We start from the raw sequence: 16074 nt of genomic DNA, 5'->3' as shown, positions 1-16074 counted from the left end.
GCGTGGCACCGGACGTCCTCGCGCGCGGGCCGCGCGTCGTCCTGCGCGGCTGGACCGCGCCGGACCGCGCGGCGCTGCGCGAGTGGCTGCGTCCGGAGCACGAGTGGCACCGCTGGGATGCTCCGTACTACCCGGCGCCTTCCGACCTGGAGGCCGAGGCGATCGCCGACGTCGCGGGACGCGCGCCCGGCGTCGGGCTGCCGCCCGGGCGTGCCGTGCTCGACGTCGGCGGCAGGCTCGTCGGCACGGTGTCCTGGTACTGGGAGTCGGTCGAGACGCACTGGGCCCGGATGGGGATCACGGTCTTCGACCCGGCCGAGCGTGGCCACGGCGTGGGCCGTGAGGCGCTCGGACTGTGGACGTCGTACCTGTTCGGCGCGACGGACTGGGTGCGCCTGGACCTGGCGACGTGGTCGGGCAACGGTGCGATGCTCGCGGTCGCACGGGCCCTCGGGTTCGTCGAGGAGGGCCGGTTCCGCCGTGCCCGCGTCGTCGACGGGGAGCGCTACGACGCCGTCGTGATGGGCGTCCTGCGCGAGGAGTGGGAAGTGCTGAGCCGGGGGGACGAACGAGGAAAGGAGCCGGCGTGAAGCCGACCGACATCGAGACCTTCGTCCAGGTGGGAGCGCTCACCGTGGACCCGGACGGCAGCCGCGCTGTCGCGGCGCTGTCGCACGCGTCGCTCGGCGCGGACGCGACCGTGGGCCAGCTCTGGGAGCTTCCCCTCGACGACGGCGCGGGCCCGGCCCGTGCGCGCCGGCTCACCCGCGGCCGGCGCGACCTCGCGCCCCGGTTCTCCCCGGACGGGCGGCTCCTCGCCTTCCTGCGGGCCGTCCCCGGCGGGAAGCCGCAGGTCCACGTCGTCGACGCCCGCGGTGGCGAGCCGCTCGTGGTGACCGACCAGCCGCTCGGCGTCGGCAGCTTCACCTGGTCGCCCGACTCGACGCAGATCGCGTTCGTCGCGGCGGTTCCCGAGGCCGGCCGGTACGGCACGGTCGACGGGCTCGGCCCCGACGCCGAGCCGGCGCGCCGGATCACGACCGTCCGGTACTCCGGCAACGGCCGCGGGTACACGATCGACAAGCGCACCCACGTGTTCGTGGTGGACGTCCCCGACGTCGCGGCGGAGCCCGCGTACGAGCCGGCCCCCGACGTCCCGGTCGAGGGAGACGGGCCCGCCGACGCGCCGTCCCCGGTGCCCGCCGCGCGCCGGGTCACGCACGTCGACACCGACCACGGCTCCCCGGTCTTCACGGCCGACGGCGAGCGTCTGCTCGTGATCGCGGCGCTGCACGACGGGCGCGACACCGACCTGCGCAGCGACGTCTGGTCGTTCCCCGTGCCCGCCCACGACGCCGACGACGCGCGCACGGCGGAGCCCGTGCGGGTCACGGGCGACGAGCCGCTCGACGTCGCGGCCGTGGCGGTCGGCCCGGACGGTCGTGCGTGGTTCGTCGCGGCCGAGCTGGGTCCCGAGGGCCGGGACTTCGTCGCGCGGACCACCGCCGCCTACGTGGCGGAGGCGGTGGCGGGTGGGTTCGCGAGCCCGCGGAGGGTGACGGACCCCGCTGCCCACGACCTCGCGCTCGCCGGCTCCGACGCGAGCCTCGTCGCCGTGCCGGGCGCCGTCTTCGTGGCCGAGCGCAGGCGCGGTCGAGGGCCGCTGCTCCGGGTCGGCGCCGACGGCAGCGTGACGCGCGTCCTCGACGGGGACCTCGAGGCCACGGCGCTCGCCGTCGGCGACGGGGCCCTCGTGGTCGCGGTCGCCACGCCGGGCAGCGCCGGCGACGTCGTGGCGGTCTCCCTCGACGACGAGCACCGGCCCGCCGGCGAGCCGCGGACCCTGACCGACCTGGGCGGTCCGGCCCGGGCGAGCGGCGTCGTCGTGCCCGTGGAGGAGGAGCACCCGAGCAAGGACGGCACCCCCGTGCACGGGTGGGTGGCCGTGCCCGACGGCGGTCGAGGGCAGAGCGGCGCACACCCTGTTCTCCTCATGATCCACGGCGGCCCGTTCGCGCAGTACACGGTCGGGCTGTTCGACGAGACGCAGGTCTACACCTCCGCCGGGTACGCCGTCGTGTACTGCAACCCGCGCGGGTCCTCCGGGTACGGGCGTGAGCACGGCCTCGCGATCAAGGAGCGCATGGGCACGGTCGACCTCGAGGACGTGCTCGGCTTCCTCGACGGCGTGCTCGCGAGCCACCCCGAGCTCGACGCCGACCGTGTCGGGATCCTCGGCGGCTCGTACGGCGGATACCTCACGGCGTGGACGATCGCGCACGACCACCGGTTCGCCGCCGCCGTCGTCGAGCGCGGCTACCTGGACCCGGAGGCCTTCATCGGGACGAGCGACATCGGGTCGTTCTTCTCGGAGGAGTACACGGGGGCGGACCCCGCGCACCGGGCGACGCAGAGCCCGCAGGCCGTCGTCGACCAGGTCCGGACCCCGACGCTCGTGGTCCACTCCGAGCAGGACCTGCGCTGCCCGCTGTCCCAGGCGGAGCGCTACTACGCGGCGCTGCGCCGGGGCGGGGTCGATGCGGAGCTGCTCGTGTTCCCGGGGGAGAACCACGAGCTGAGCCGGTCGGGGCGTCCGCGCCACCGGGTGCAGCGCTTCGAGGTGATCCTCGACTGGTTCGGCCGCTACCTGCCGGTCTGACCCGCTCGCTGTGCCCTCGTGCGTCCCGGCGGGTTGGATGAGGGCATGACGGGACGGGTCGAGGTCGTCGTCGGGCCGATGTTCGCCGGCAAGACGGAGGAGCTGCTCCGGCGTGTGCGCCGGGCGCAGGTGGCCGGGCGGGTCGTGGAGGTCGTGAGCCACGCGCTGGACGTGCGTCGCGGGGCCGGGCGCGTCAGCACCCACTTCGGGCTCGCGGTGCCGTCGCGCGTCGCGTCGCACGCCGCCGAGGTCGCCGACGCGCGGGACCCGGCCACCGAGCTGCTCGCCGTGGACGAGGCCCAGTTCTTCGGACCGGAGCTCACCGGCGTCGTCGAGCGGCTCGCGGACGCAGGGGTCGTCGTCGTGGTCGCCGGGCTCGACGTGACGTACGACCAGCAGCCGTTCGAGCCCATGGCTACGCTCGCGACCCTCGCGGAGCGCACCGACCGGCTGCTCGCCGTGTGCGCGGTGTGCGGGGAGGACGCGCCGTTCCACGTCCGGGTCGTGGTGCCGCCGTCGGGCCCGGCGGACGACGCCGCGGCCCCCACCGCGGAGCACGTCGGGGGCTCCGAGAAGTACCAGGCGCGGTGCCGCACGCACCTCGACGCCCCGCCCTGGCGTGGACGGTGAGGTCGTGCTGGCCGACGGTGACGTGGTCGGGGTCGTCGCCGTCCCGCCTCCCCGCACCCACCCGCTGACTCGGTGGCGGCCGGTGCCCTCGTGGGGGTGTCGCCTTCGACGGGCGGGCTCAGACGAGCGGTCCGCGCAGGGGGACGAACGCGTACGCGCCGTGCTCGCTCGTGCGCGCGCGGCCGTCGGTGTCGACCTCCACCCGGACCATCGTCGTGCGGACCGGGAGCACGAGGCGGCCTCCGGGCGCGAGCTGGCGCACGAGCGGCTGCGGGAGCTCCACGGGGGAGGCCGAGACGAGGATCCGGTCCCAGCCGCCGGGGCGCGGGCGGCCCAGGTGCGCGGGGTCGGCGGCCTCGACGCGCGCCCACGGCATCCCGTGGGCCTCGACGTTCGCGCGGCCGAACGCCACGAGGGTCGGCTCGAGCTCGAGGCCGAGCACCTCGCCGTCCGGCCCGACGAGGTGCGCCAGGAGCGCCGTCGTCCAGCCCGAGCCCGAGCCCACGTCGAGCACGTGCTGCCCCGGCCGGGCGTCGAGCAGGCGGAGCATGGCCGCGACCGTCGTCGGCTGGGAGCCGGTCTGCCCGTGGACCAGGGGGAGGGCGACGTCGTCGTCGGCGCGACCGCGGACGGCGTCGGGCAGGAAGTCGCGCCGCGAGACGGCGCGGAGTGCGTCGGTCACCGCGTCGTCCAGGGGACCGGCTCCGACGGGCCGGCCGGACCGTGACCTCATGCACCGACCGTAGCGCCGCCCGGCGTGCGGGCCTCCGCACCGCGACGCACGCTGAAGGTTCCGGACGTTCGACGAGGAGGGCACCATGAGCGCATCGGTCGCACGCATCACGCACATCTCCGCGCGGTCGGACACGAGCTTCGACGACGCCGTGAGGATCGGTGTCGAGCGCGCAGCGCAGACGCTGCGGAACGTGTCCGGGGCGTGGGTCAAGGACCAGAAGGTCAAGGTCGAGGACGGACGTATCGTCTCCTGGCAGGTGGTGCTCGAGGTCTCGTTCGTGCTCGAGTGAGCACGGTCGCGTCGCGGCGCCGGTCGCCCGTCGGGGCGGTTTGACCCGGGACGGGCGCGGCCCGTACCCTTGATCGTCGGCGCGTGTCATACGCGCTGGTCCCGTGTGCCCATGGGGCGGTCGCACTCGCACGCCGCGGCGTGTCGCAGTCTCCAAGACGATCGACCATGACGAGCACGCCCAGACGAGTAGAGATGAGCAGCAACGTGGTGTACGCGATCGTGAAGGCTGGCGGCCGCCAGGAGAAGGTCGCGGTCGGCGACGTCGTCGTCGTGGACCGTCTGTCCGCAGGGGTCGGCGACTCGGTCGAGCTTCCCGCGCTCCTGCTCGTCGACGGGGAGAAGGTCACCACCGACGCGGCGAAGCTCGCGAAGGTCAAGGTCACCGCCGAGGTCGTCCGGGACGAGAAGGGCCCGAAGATCGCGATCCTCCGGTACAAGAACAAGACCGGCTACCGCCGTCGCCAGGGTCACCGCCAGCAGCTGACCCGCCTCAAGGTCACCGGCATCAAGTGAGTCCCTCCCGTCGCACCGCGACGGGATCTCACTACTCCCACTTCTCCCTCGGCACGAGAGCAGGTCATCAGACATGGCACACAAGAAGGGCGCGAGCTCCTCGCGCAACGGTCGTGACTCCAACGCGCAGCGCCTCGGCGTCAAGCGCTTCGGCGGCGAGCAGGTCAAGGCGGGCGAGATCATCGTGCGCCAGCGCGGCACGCACTTCCACCCCGGCAACAACGTCGGCCGTGGCGGCGACGACACGCTGTTCGCGCTGACCGCGGGCGCCGTCCAGTTCGGCACGCGCCGTGACCGCAAGGTCATCGACATCGTCCCGGCCGAGGCCTGATCGGGCCGACCAGCCGGCTTGACCCGAGGGGCGCACCGTTTCGGCGGTGCGTCCCTCGGTTCGTTTCTTCCCCCTGCTCGAGAGGACCCTTCTCATGGCGACGTTCGTCGATCGCGTGGTGCTGCACGCTCACGGCGGTGACGGCGGCAACGGTTGCGCGTCCATCCGCCGGGAGAAGTTCAAGCCGCTCGCCGGCCCCGACGGGGGGAACGGCGGCAACGGCGGGTCCGTGATCCTCCGCGTCGACCCGCAGACCACCACCTTGCTCGAGTACCACCACGGGCCGCACCGGCACGCGCCGTCGGGCACCCAGGGGATGGGCGACAACCGTGCGGGTGCGACCGGCGGCGACCTCGTCCTCGGCGTCCCCGACGGCACGGTCGTCACCTCGACCGACGGCGAGGTCCTCGCGGACCTCGTCGGCGCGGGCGCGGAGTTCATGGTCGCCGAGGGCGGCCGCGGCGGGCTCGGCAACGCCGCGCTCGCGAGCCAGCGCCGCAAGGCGCCCGGCTTCGCGCTCCTCGGGGAGCCCGGCGACGAGCGGGACGTCGTCCTCGAGCTCAAGACCATCGCCGACGTCGCGCTCGTGGGCTACCCGAGCGCCGGCAAGTCGAGCCTCGTCGCGGCGATCTCCGCGGCCCGGCCCAAGATCGCGGACTACCCCTTCACCACGCTCGTGCCGAACCTCGGCGTCGTGCAGGCCGGGCAGGCACGCTTCACCGTCGCCGACGTCCCCGGGCTCATCCCCGGCGCGAGCGAGGGCAAGGGTCTCGGACTGGAGTTCCTGCGCCACATCGAGCGGTGCGCCGTCATCGTGCACGTGCTCGACTGCGCGACTCTCGAGCCGGGCCGCGACCCGATCAGCGACCTCGACGTCATCGAGCGCGAGCTCGCCGAGTACGCAGCGGCCCTGGACAGCGTCGGTGGCGAAGCGGGCGTCGCGGGGGGACGCGTGCCGCTCATGGAGCGTCCGCGCGTCGTCGTGCTCAACAAGATCGACGTGCCCGAGGCCCGGGAGCTCGCGGACTTCGTCCGCCCCGAGCTCGAGGCGCGCGGCCTGCGCGTGTTCGAGATCTCGACCGCGAGCCACGAGGGCCTGCGCCCCCTGACGTTCGCGCTCGCGGAGATCGTCGACAAGGCGCGCGCGGAGGCGCCCGCGCCCGAGCCCGCCCGGATCGTCCTGCGACCCCAGGCGGTCGACGAGAAGGGCTTCACCGTCACCCGCCGGCAGGACGCCGACGGCGTCTACTTCGAGGTGCTGGGCGCCAAGCCCGAGCGCTGGGTGCGGCAGACCGACTTCTCGAACGACGAGGCCGTCGGCTACCTCGCGGACCGTCTCGCGCGGCTCGGCGTCGAGGAGAAGCTCTTCGCGACGGGCGCCGTCGCGGGCGACGAGGTGCGCATCGGGTCGAGCAAGAACGCCGTCGTCTTCGACTGGGAGCCCACGCTGCTCACCGGCTCCGAGCTGCTCGGCGGCCCCCGCGGGACCGACCTGCGCCTCGACGACCGTCTCCGGCCGTCGCGCAAGGAGAAGCGCGCCGAGTTCCACGAGCGCATGGACGCCAAGGCGGCCGCGCGCGAGGAGCTGTGGACCGAGCGGTCCTCCGGCCACTGGTCCGACCCGGCCGACGAGGCCCGCGCCGCCGACGCACGCGCCGCGGAGGACTCCGAGGACGACCGCGCATGACGGCGGCCGCCGCGTCCGCGGTGGGCACGGGCTCGCGCGCCGACGTCGCGAAGGCGCGCCGCGTCGTCGTGAAGATCGGCTCGTCGTCCCTCACGGGCGCCGACGGGCTCCTCGACGTCGACGCGCTGCACCGCCTGGTCGAGGTGCTCGCCGCCCGCCGCGCCGACGGCACCCAGGTGGTCCTCGTGACGTCGGGCGCGATCGCGGCCGGCGTCGGGCCGCTCGGACTCTCGGGGCGTCCCAAGGACCTCGCGACCGCGCAGGCCGCGGCCAGCGTGGGACAGGGCCTGCTCGTCGCGCGGTACACCCAGGCGTTCGGCGCGCACGGCCTGCGCGTCGGCCAGGTGCTCCTGACCGTCGAGGACACCGTGCGGCGCGGGCACTACCGCAACGCCCAGCGCACGCTCGAGACGTTGCTCGACCTCGGCATCGTGCCCATCGTCAACGAGAACGACACCGTCGCGACCCACGAGATCCGGTTCGGTGACAACGACCGCCTCGCCGCGCTCGTCTCGCACCTCGTCCGCGCCGACGCGATGGTCCTGCTGACCGACGTCGACGGCCTCTACGACGCGCCGCCCAGCCAGCCCGGGGCGCGGCGCATCGGCGAGGTGCGCTCGCCGGCCGACCTGGACGACGTCGAGGTCACGGGCCGTGGCTCGTCCGTCGGGACGGGCGGGATGATCACCAAGCTCGACGCCGCGCGGATCGCGTCGGCGTCCGGCGTCGCCGTCGTGCTCGCCCGCTCGGACCAGGTCGCCGACGCGCTCGCGGGCGAGGACGTCGGGACGTTCTTCGCGATCCTCGGCAAGCGCTCGAGCCGGCGTCGGCTCTGGATCGGGTACGCGGCGCGCTCCCAGGGACGTCTCGTGCTCGACGCCGGGGCCGTCCGTGCCGTCCAGGGCGGTCGGGCGTCGCTGCTTCCCGCGGGCGTGCTGCGCGTCGAGGGCGAGTTCGACGCGGGCGACGTCGTCGACCTCGTGACCGAGGAGGGCCGCGTCGTCGCACGGGGGATCGTCGCGTTCGACGCGTCCGAGCTGCCGCAGCTCCTGGGGCGTTCGACGCACGACCTGCGGGCCGACCTCGGCGAGGGGTACGACCGCGAGCTCGTTCACCGCGACGACCTGGTCCTCGTGCGAGGGCGGCGCGCCGCCTCCTGAGGTTCCCGCAGGCCGGGGCGACGAGTCCGGCGTGCTGCGGTGGTCTACCCGGGCGACAGCTTCCCGCCGGACCGGAGGTGCAGCATGCGCTCGCTCGTGATCACCCAGAACCTCACCCTCGACGGGGCGGTCGAGATGCTCGACGACTGGTTCGAGCCGTCGGCGCAGGCCGACCAGTCCGACCTGCCCGCCGAGCTCCGGCGTCAGGACGAGCGGTCGGACGCCATGCTCGTCGGGCGTCGGACCTTCGAGGACTTCCGCGGCTACTGGCGCCACCGCGACGACGACCCCACCGGCATCGGTGCGTACCTCGACCAGGTCGCGAAGTACGTCGTCTCGTCGACCCTCACGGAACCCGGCTGGGAGCACACGACCGTGCTCGACGGCGACCCCGTCGAGCAGGTGCAGGACCTCCTGCTGAAGCCCGGTCAGGACGTCGTCGTGACCGGCAGCATCACGCTGTGCCACGCGCTGGTCGCCGCCGACCTCGTCGACGAGTACCGGCTCTTCGTCTACCCGGTCGTCCAGGGATGCGGCCGCCGCCTGTTCCCCGAGGGGACGCGGATCCCGGCCCTCCGGCCGCTCGAGGCCCGGATGTTCGCCGGCGGCGTCACACTGCTGCGCTACGCCCGCGCGTGAGCTCGTCAGGACGGTGCCGCTCGGCCGCAGCGTCTCGCGTGCTGACACCGGCCTCCCCGGACGTCGTCTCCCGCCCGTAGGCTGGACCCATGACGACGCTCGCCCACGACGCCCCGACCACCGGCACCACGACCACCCCAGCCTCGGTGCCGGGCGGCGCGCCCGCGGTCGACGTCGAGCAGGCGGTGCGAGAGGTCGCGCAGCGCGCCAAGGTCGCGTCGCGGACGCTCGCGACCGCGACCCGCGCGACCAAGGACGCCGCCCTCGAGGCGCTCGCGGACGCGCTCGTCGCGGCCACCGACGAGATCGTCGCGGCCAACGACCTCGACCTCGACCGGGGCCGGGCGAACGGGCTACCCGACGGGCTGCTGGACCGCCTCGCGCTCACGCCCGACCGCATCGTCGGCATCGCCGACGCGCTGCGCGAGCTCGCAGGGCTCCCGGACCCGGTCGGCGAGGTCGTGCGCGGACAGACCCTGCCCAACGGTCTGCGGCTGCGCCAGGTGCGCGTGCCCATGGGGGTCGTCGGAATGATCTACGAGGCACGCCCCAACGTGACCGTCGACGCCGCCGGCCTCGCGCTCAAGAGCGGCAACGCCGTCGTCCTGCGCGGCGGTTCCGCCGCAGCCGAGTCCAACCGCGTGATCGTGGCCGTGCTCGGGCGGGCGCTCGACGGCGTCGGGCTGCCGGCCGACCTCGTCCAGTCCGTCGACCAGCACGGGCGGCCGGGCGGCGTCGCGCTCATGCATGCGCGCGGGCTCGTGGACGTCCTCGTGCCCCGCGGCGGGGCCGACCTCATCCAGACCGTGGTCCGCGAGTCGACCGTGCCCGTGATCGAGACCGGCGTGGGCAACTGCCACGTGTACGTCGACGCGGGCGCGGACGAGGCGATGGCCCTGGAGATCCTGCTCAACTCCAAGACACAGCGCGTCGGGGTGTGCAACGCGGCCGAGACCCTGCTCGTCCACGCGGACGCCGCACCCACGTTCCTCCCCGCCGCGCTCGCCGCGCTCGCCGGTGCGGGCGTCGTCGTCCACGGGGACGACGAGACCGCTCGGCTCGCGCCCGAGGACGTCGACGTGCTCGCCGCGACCGACGAGGACTGGGCGACCGAGTACCTCGCGCTCGAGATCGCGGTGCGCGTCGTGTCGGACCTCGACGCCGCCATCGACCACATCCGGACCTGGACCTCGGGGCACACCGAGGCGATCGTGACGCGAGACCTGCAGGCGTCAGAGCGGTTCGTCGCCGAGCTCGACTCCGCGGCGATCATGGTCAACGCCTCGACGCGCTTCACGGACGGCGGACAGCTGGGCCTCGGTGCCGAGATCGGGATCTCGACGCAGAAGCTCCACGCGCGCGGCCCGATGGGGCTCGCGGAGCTCACGACGACCAAGTGGGTCGTGCACGGCGACGGGCACGTGCGCCCCTGACCGGCGCGTGGGAAGCGGTGGGTCGCCCGGCCCGGCGGACGTGAGACACTTGTTGCCGCCCGCCAGTCCGCGGCCCTCCGGGTCGGTGGTGGACGACAACCGTCAGGCGCGACGCGGCGGCGTCGCGAGAGCGTAGGAGGACTCGTGTCCGCAGCTGTTCTGGTCACCGAGAAGGTCGTCAACGAGCTCCCGGCCTCCCCGTACGTCTACGGCGGCACGGCCCTGGCGGTGCTGGTCGCCCTCCTTGCGGTGACGTTCGCGTTCCGCAGCGTCGGCACGCGCCACTGAGGGGACTGAGGCACAGGGTGCGAGTGCGCTCTTGGACGCCGCTGCAGGCATGTCATCCGTGGTACCGATGAGTGATGCGCCCGTGCGTCTGGGCGTCATGGGCGGCACGTTCGACCCCATCCACCACGGGCACCTCGTGGCGGCCAGCGAGGTCGCCGCGCGGTTCGCGCTCGACGAGGTCGTGTTCGTCCCCACGGGACAGCCGAGCTTCAAGCAGCACCAGCACGTCACCGCCCCCGAGCACCGTTACCTGATGACGGTCGTCGCGACCGCGTCGAACCCGCGGTTCACGGTGAGCCGGGTCGACGTCGACCGGGGCGGCCTGACCTACACCATCGACACCCTGCGCGACCTCAAGGCGCAACGCCCTGCGGCCGAGCTCTTCTTCATCACCGGCGCCGACGCGATCGAGCAGATCGTGCGCTGGAAGGACGCCGAGCAGCTCTTCGAGCTCGCCCACTTCGTGGCGGTGACGCGGCCCGGCCACCAGCTGTCGCTCGAAGGCCTTCCCACCGACCGCGTGACCATGCTCGAGGTCCCGGCCCTCGCCATCTCCTCGACCGGCGTCCGTGAGCGTGCGGCGTCCGGTCTTCCCGTCTGGTACCTGGTGCCCGACGGGGTCGTCCAGTACATCAACAAATACGGTCTGTACGAAGGTCCTCACGCATGAGCGATCAAGGTGGATCCATGCCAGGCGGCGCGCCGCTGACGCGCCGGGAGCTCCGGGAGCGCGAGCAGGCGCTCGCCGCGGCCCGCGAGGAGCAGCAGCGGGCGGCGGAGCGCCGCGCCACGCTCGAGCGGCTCGCTCGTGAGCGGGCCGCGCAACAGTCACCGCCGACGCCTCGTCCTGCTCCGCAGGCGCGTCCGGCAGCTGCGCCGGCCGCCCCCGCGGCGAGCCCGGCGCCCACGTCCTTCCCGTCTCCGGGCGGTGGCTACCAGGCGCCCGGTGTGAGCGCCCCGTGGGGCCCCGCCGCCGGTTCGCCGCCGCCCGCACCCGCGGCGCCGCCCGCCCGCCGCTCCATGCGCGACGGCGGCCAGCCCGCCCCCGTCGTGCGCCCGCCCGCGGGCGCGGCGAGCACGCGCGCCGTCGACGCGACGGGCCGCCTCATGCCGGTGCAGCCGGTGGCTCCCACGAGCGCTCCGGCCGCGACGCCCCAGGCACAGCCGTCCGCCGCGCCGACGCGGACCTCGATGCGGCCCGCGCCGTCGTCGGGCCCCGCGGCTCCTCAGGCTCCCGCGACGCCGGCTCCCGCGACGCCGGCTCCCGCGACGCCGGCTCCTGCGATGCCCGCTCCAGCCGTGCCGGCGTTCGGCCCGACGAGCGGTGCACCGGCAGCGGCTCCCTGGGCGTCCACGAGCGGCGCGACGACCGCGGGCCCGGCCGCCCCGGCTCCGGCTTTCCCGGCCACGACCCCCGGCGCGCCCGAGCCCTCCTCCACGGGCTACGACCCGGCAGCGACCGTCGTCGCGCCGTGGGGCGTGCCGGGCGCCGAGCAGCAGGCCTCGGCGATGGCGTTCGCACCCACGAGCGGCGCACCGGTCCCGGCGCCGGGGGTCGCGTCCGGCTTCGGCGACGACGTCGACGACTACGAGGACGACGACGAGATCGAGGAGCCCCGCCACGCGTACACGTGGCTGCACTACCTCATCCTCGTCGCGGTCGCGTTCGTGCTCGGTCTGCTGATCTGGCAGCTCATCGGGAAGCCGTCGTCCACGCCGCCCGGTGCCGCGGCCTCGACCGTCACCGTCCTGCACACCACCCCGCACGACACCGTGCACCACGACCCCGAGGGATCCCTGTGACCGCATCCGCCCGCGCCGTCGAGCTCACCGTCGCCGCAGCCCGCGCTGCCGCCGACCTGAAGGCCGAGGAGATCCTCGCCCTCGACGTGAGCGAGCAGCTCGTCCTCACCGACGTGTTCCTCATCGCGTCCGGGACGAACGAGCGGCAGGTCGGAGCCATCGTCGACGCCGTCGAGGAGGCGCTGCACAAGCTCGGCGCCAAGCCGCTGCGGCGCGAGGGCAAGGGGGAGGGGCGCTGGGTCCTCATCGACTTCGGAGACGTCGTCGTGCACGTGCAGCACGCCGAGGACCGCGTGTACTACGCGCTCGAGCGACTGTGGAAGGACTGCCCCCTGGTCGAGCTGCCCGCGGACGTGGTCGCGGCCACGGCCGCCGAGTGACGCGCCGGTGAGCGCGCGCACCGTCGTCCTCGTCCGGCACGGCCGGACCGAGTGGAACGCCACGGGACGTCTGCAGGGCCACGCGGACGTCGCGCTCGACGACGTCGGACGCTGGCAGGCGCGACGCGGCGCCCAGACGCTGTTCCGTCGGCACAAGGCGTCGCTCGTGGTCGCGTCGGACCTCGTCCGGGCGGCTCAGACGGCCCAGGCGTACGCGGAGGCCTCCGGAGCCCGCGTCGTGCTCGACGCGCGGCTGCGCGAGCGCGGCTTCGGGCAGTGGGAGGGGCTGACGCACGACGAGCTCGTCGACGGCTGGCCCGAGCAGTACGAGGCGTGGCGTCGCGGCGAGGAGCCGGTCGGGATCGGCGCCGAGACCAAGGCCGCGGTGGCGGACCGCATGGTCGCGGCGATCCGCGGCTACGCCGAGGACCTCGACGCCGGGCAGACGCTCGCCGTCGTCTCGCACGGTGCCGCCATCTCGTTGGCCATCGCGAAGCTGCTCGGTCAGGACGCCTCGTACTGGCGGGGGATCGCCGGTCTCAACAACGTGCACTGGTCGCAGCTCAGCCGCGCGACCGCCGGTGCGACGCCGGACTGGCGCCTCGTGACCCACAACGCGGGGCCCGACTACGCCCTCGACGAGTGGAACGACGGACCGGCCGACCTGGGCGACGACGCGGATTGGATTTCCGCCCCGAGTTCCGCCTAGACTGACGACGCTCCGCAGGACGGAAACGTCGGGCGGGACATCTCGGGGCTGTGGCGCAGCTGGTAGCGCACCTGCATGGCATGCAGGGGGTCAGGGGTTCGAGTCCCCTCAGCTCCACCGAACTGACAGGTCAAAGGCCATCCGAAAGCCCGGTATCGGGCTCCGGGTGGCCTTTTTCGTGCCGTCGCAGGCCCCGGGCACGTGCTCCTCGTCGGGGCGCTCGTCGCGCGGCCGGGGTGAGTCTCCGGTGACGATAGGGGTGGTCTCGCACCGGCCCACGGTGCACGACCTGCGACGAGAGGACCGATCAGGACATGGCCGCACTGCTGTACCGCATGGGGCGCTTCTCGGCGCGACACCGCTGGGCGGTCCTCGTCACGTGGGTGGTGGTGCTCGTGCTCGCCGGGGGCGGCTACGTCGCGTTCCACGGTGCGATCTCGACCGCGATCACGATCCCGGGCACCCCGACCCAGCAGGTGACCGACGACCTCGCGAAGAAGCTCCCCGCGGCCAGCGGAGGAAGCGGCACGATCGTCTTCGCGACCCACGACGGATCGAAGCTCACGGGCTCGCAGCAGCAGCAGATCAGCGCGCTGCTCAAGAAGATCGGCACGCTCGACGGCGTCCGGGCGACCGTCGACCCCGTTGCCACCGAGGCACAGCGGGACAAGCAGTCCCAGCAGGTCGAGGACGGGAACAAGAAGCTCGAAGCCGGCCAGGCGAAGCTCGACGCCGCGCAGGCCCAGCTCGACGCCGCCCCTCAGAAGCCCGCAGGCGCGCAGCAGAAGCTCGACGACCAGCAGGCCGAGCTCGACGCGCAGAGCAAGCAGCTCGACCGGAGCGCCCGGCTGCTCGACCTGTCGAAGGACGTCCGGGTGGTCTCCTCCGACGGCAGCGCGGCCCTCGGCACCGTCCAGTTCGAGCAACCGACGCTGGACGTCCCCCAGTCCGTCAAGGACGCCGTCGTCCACGCCGTGGACAGCACGACGATCGACGGCGTCGACGTCGACGTGTCCAACGACATCGCGCAGTCGATCCCCGAGATCCTGGGGCCGAGCGAGGTCATCGGCGTCGTCATCGCGGCGATCGTGCTGTTCGTCATGCTCGGCACGCTGATCGGCGCGGGGCTGCCGCTCGTCAGCGCGATCTTCGGGGTCGCGGTGGCCTCGGCGGCGTCGCTGTCGTTCTCCGGCGTCGTCGACTTCATCTCCGTGACCCCGGTGCTCGGTGTCATGCTCGGGCTCGCGGTCGGGATCGACTACTCGCTCTTCATCCTGAACCGCCACAGGCGACAGCTCCGGCAGGGGATGGCGTTGCACGAGTCCATCGGGCTCGCGAACGGCACGTCCGGCAACGCGGTCGTCTTCGCGGGGTCGACCGTGGTCGTCGCGCTGCTCGCCCTGAACGTGACCGGCATCCCGTTCCTGGGGCTCATGGGGACGGTCGCCGCGGTCGCGGTGATCACGGCGATCCTCATCGCGGTCACCTTCACGCCCGCGCTGCTGTCGGTGGTGGGCATGCGGATCCTGCGCCGCAAAGAGCACGCACGCGTCCGCGAGAACCACACGTCCGACGTCGTGGTGCCGGACCGGCCCATGTCCACCGTCCGGGCCGCGGTGACGCTCGTGGTCGGGGTCGCCGTCCTGGGGGTGCTCGCGCTGCCCGCGACCTCGATGCGCCTCGGCCTGCCCGACGGCGCGTCCGAGGACACGTCGTCCACGCAGTACAAGGCCTACAAGACCATCGAGAAGGAGTTCGGTGCGGGGCGGAACGGCCCTCTCCTCGTCGTCGCGACACTGCCCGAGCCCGCGGCCGACGACGCCGCGCTGCTGGCCGACCAGGTCGCCGTCGCCCAGGCGGTGGGCGACCAGGACGACGTGGTGGGTGTCGCGCCGGCGGGCAGCTCGGACGACCGGACCGTCCTCGCGTTCCAGGTGGTCCCGCAGGGGGGCCCGAACAGCGAGTCGACGCAGCAGCTCGTCAAGGACCTGCGCGCCATGTCACCGCTCGACGTCGACGGTGCCTCGGCGACGATCGGGGTGGCGGGCAACGCGAGCGCCAACATCGACGTGTCCGACAAGCTCGCCGGCGCCTTGCCGGTCTACCTGCTGGTCGTCGTCGGTCTGTCGCTCCTGATCCTCATCGTCGTGTTCCGGTCGCTGCTGGTGCCGCTCACCGCGACCGTCGGGTTCGTCCTCTCGCTGCTCGCGTCCTTCGGTGGCCTGACCGCGATCTACCAGTGGGGGTGGCTGGGACCGGTGTTCGGCGTCCACGACCCCGGGCCGATCCTGAGCTTCCTGCCGATCATCGAGATGGGCATCCTGTTCGGGCTGGCCATGGACTACCAGCTGTTCCTCGTGTCGGGGATGCGTGAGGCCTACGCGCACGGGGCGTCCCCGCGCGTGGCGGTGCAGCGGGGCTTCCACGCCGGACGTGCCGTCGTGACGGCGGCCGCGATCATCATGATCTCCGTCTTCGGCGGGTTCATCTTCTCGGGCGAAGCGATGATCCGGCCGATCGGCTTCGGGCTGGCGTTCGGCGTGCTGGTCGACGCGTTCGTCGTGCGCCTGCTCCTCGTCCCCGCCGTCATGCACCTGATGGGGGGAGCGGCCTGGTGGCTCCCGCGGTGGCTCGACCGGATCGTCCCGGACGTCGACGTCGAGGGGTCGAAGCTCGAGCGCTCGCACCCGTTGCCCGGCGACGAGCCGGCGGGCGAGCAGGACGCGCAGGACGGTCCGCGGCACGCCGGGCAGCCCGAACCGGCCGAGGAGGACGACTCGTCGATCGACCCGGCGCCGCGGCACGCGCGCTGAGC

General features: G+C 73.7%; 17 protein-coding genes and 1 tRNA gene. 17 read left to right on the top strand and 1 reads right to left on the bottom strand.

Translation table 11 applies throughout. The features are described from left to right. Positions 1-2 precede the first annotated feature (2 nt). From KDY119_RS11580 to KDY119_RS11570, 3 genes are read left to right on the top strand one after another with little or no spacing between them, the layout of a single operon-like run. Positions 3-590, top strand: coding sequence for a GNAT family N-acetyltransferase (locus KDY119_RS11580; RefSeq protein ID WP_036949472.1), 588 nt, complete (start codon positions 3-5; stop codon positions 588-590). Beyond that, the gene (locus KDY119_RS11575; RefSeq protein WP_036949474.1) at positions 587-2659 is read left to right on the top strand and encodes a S9 family peptidase; all 2073 of its coding nucleotides are present in this window, start codon (positions 587-589) and stop codon (positions 2657-2659) included. The genes KDY119_RS11580 and KDY119_RS11575 overlap by 4 nt, the downstream gene beginning before the upstream one ends. 45 nt (positions 2660-2704) lie before the next feature. Further along, positions 2705-3289 carry a thymidine kinase gene (locus KDY119_RS11570; RefSeq protein WP_036949476.1) on the top strand — a complete coding sequence of 195 codons (585 nt, stop codon included), beginning with the start codon at positions 2705-2707 and terminating at the stop codon, positions 3287-3289. 118 nt (positions 3290-3407) lie between these two features. Here the strand turns inward: KDY119_RS11570 and KDY119_RS11565 are convergent, their stop codons facing one another. Then, entirely contained in the window at positions 3408-4022 is a 615-nt protein-coding gene (locus KDY119_RS11565; RefSeq protein WP_051136592.1) for a protein-L-isoaspartate O-methyltransferase family protein, read from the bottom strand. Between the two features lie 85 nt (positions 4023-4107). On the opposite strand from KDY119_RS11565, the gene KDY119_RS11560 reads away from it, so the two are divergent. The 14 genes from KDY119_RS11560 (at position 4108) to KDY119_RS11500 (ending at position 16072) form a co-directional block, all read left to right on the top strand. Next, positions 4108-4314 carry a dodecin family protein gene (locus KDY119_RS11560; RefSeq protein ID WP_036949478.1) on the top strand — a complete coding sequence of 69 codons (207 nt, stop codon included), beginning with the start codon at positions 4108-4110 and terminating at the stop codon, positions 4312-4314. A gap of 206 nt (positions 4315-4520) precedes the next feature. Then, the gene (gene rplU / locus KDY119_RS11555; RefSeq protein ID WP_227994653.1) at positions 4521-4829 is read left to right on the top strand and encodes a 50S ribosomal protein L21; all 309 of its coding nucleotides are present in this window, start codon (positions 4521-4523) and stop codon (positions 4827-4829) included. A 73-nt stretch (positions 4830-4902) separates the two neighbouring features. After that, positions 4903-5160, top strand: coding sequence for a 50S ribosomal protein L27 (gene rpmA / locus KDY119_RS11550; protein ID WP_036949482.1), 258 nt, complete (start codon positions 4903-4905; stop codon positions 5158-5160). A gap of 94 nt (positions 5161-5254) precedes the next feature. Beyond that, positions 5255-6847, top strand: coding sequence for a GTPase ObgE (obgE, locus tag KDY119_RS11545; protein WP_051136461.1), 1593 nt, complete (start codon positions 5255-5257; stop codon positions 6845-6847). Next, positions 6844-8007: a glutamate 5-kinase gene (proB, locus tag KDY119_RS11540; protein ID WP_051136462.1), complete on the top strand. Its 1164-nt coding sequence runs from the start codon at positions 6844-6846 to the stop codon at positions 8005-8007. The genes obgE and proB overlap by 4 nt, the downstream gene beginning before the upstream one ends. An 84-nt stretch (positions 8008-8091) precedes the next feature. After that, entirely contained in the window at positions 8092-8646 is a 555-nt protein-coding gene (locus KDY119_RS11535; protein WP_036950540.1) for a dihydrofolate reductase family protein, read from the top strand. 89 nt (positions 8647-8735) lie between these two features. Beyond that, positions 8736-10079: a glutamate-5-semialdehyde dehydrogenase gene (locus tag KDY119_RS11530; RefSeq protein ID WP_153022336.1), complete on the top strand. Its 1344-nt coding sequence runs from the start codon at positions 8736-8738 to the stop codon at positions 10077-10079. A 144-nt stretch (positions 10080-10223) separates the two neighbouring features. Further along, positions 10224-10367: a hypothetical protein gene (locus tag KDY119_RS18875; protein ID WP_194174191.1), complete on the top strand. Its 144-nt coding sequence runs from the start codon at positions 10224-10226 to the stop codon at positions 10365-10367. Positions 10368-10434: 67 nt separating this feature from the next. After that, entirely contained in the window at positions 10435-11037 is a 603-nt protein-coding gene (gene nadD / locus KDY119_RS11525; protein WP_036949491.1) for a nicotinate-nucleotide adenylyltransferase, read from the top strand. Next, the gene (locus KDY119_RS11520; RefSeq protein WP_227994319.1) at positions 11034-12170 is read left to right on the top strand and encodes a hypothetical protein; all 1137 of its coding nucleotides are present in this window, start codon (positions 11034-11036) and stop codon (positions 12168-12170) included. The genes nadD and KDY119_RS11520 overlap by 4 nt, the downstream gene beginning before the upstream one ends. Then, positions 12167-12550, top strand: a complete 384-nt coding sequence (gene rsfS / locus KDY119_RS11515; RefSeq protein ID WP_036949498.1) for a ribosome silencing factor — start codon at positions 12167-12169, stop codon at positions 12548-12550. Before KDY119_RS11520 ends, rsfS begins: the two co-directional genes overlap by 4 nt. A gap of 7 nt (positions 12551-12557) precedes the next feature. Next, positions 12558-13259: a histidine phosphatase family protein gene (locus KDY119_RS11510; protein WP_153022334.1), complete on the top strand. Its 702-nt coding sequence runs from the start codon at positions 12558-12560 to the stop codon at positions 13257-13259. 44 nt (positions 13260-13303) lie between these two features. Beyond that, positions 13304-13376 (top strand) — tRNA-Ala (locus KDY119_RS11505). Between the two features lie 197 nt (positions 13377-13573). Beyond that, a complete protein-coding gene (locus tag KDY119_RS11500; RefSeq protein ID WP_036949503.1) occupies positions 13574-16072 on the top strand; it encodes an MMPL family transporter in 2499 nt (832 codons plus the stop codon). Positions 16073-16074: the final 2 nt, after the last annotated feature.

This window comes from Luteimicrobium xylanilyticum (genome assembly GCF_009429125.1).
Lineage (GTDB): Bacteria > Actinomycetota > Actinomycetes > Actinomycetales > Cellulomonadaceae > Luteimicrobium > Luteimicrobium xylanilyticum.
Note: the sequence above shows the minus strand (reverse complement) of the source record. Positions and strands in the feature narration are given on the sequence as shown.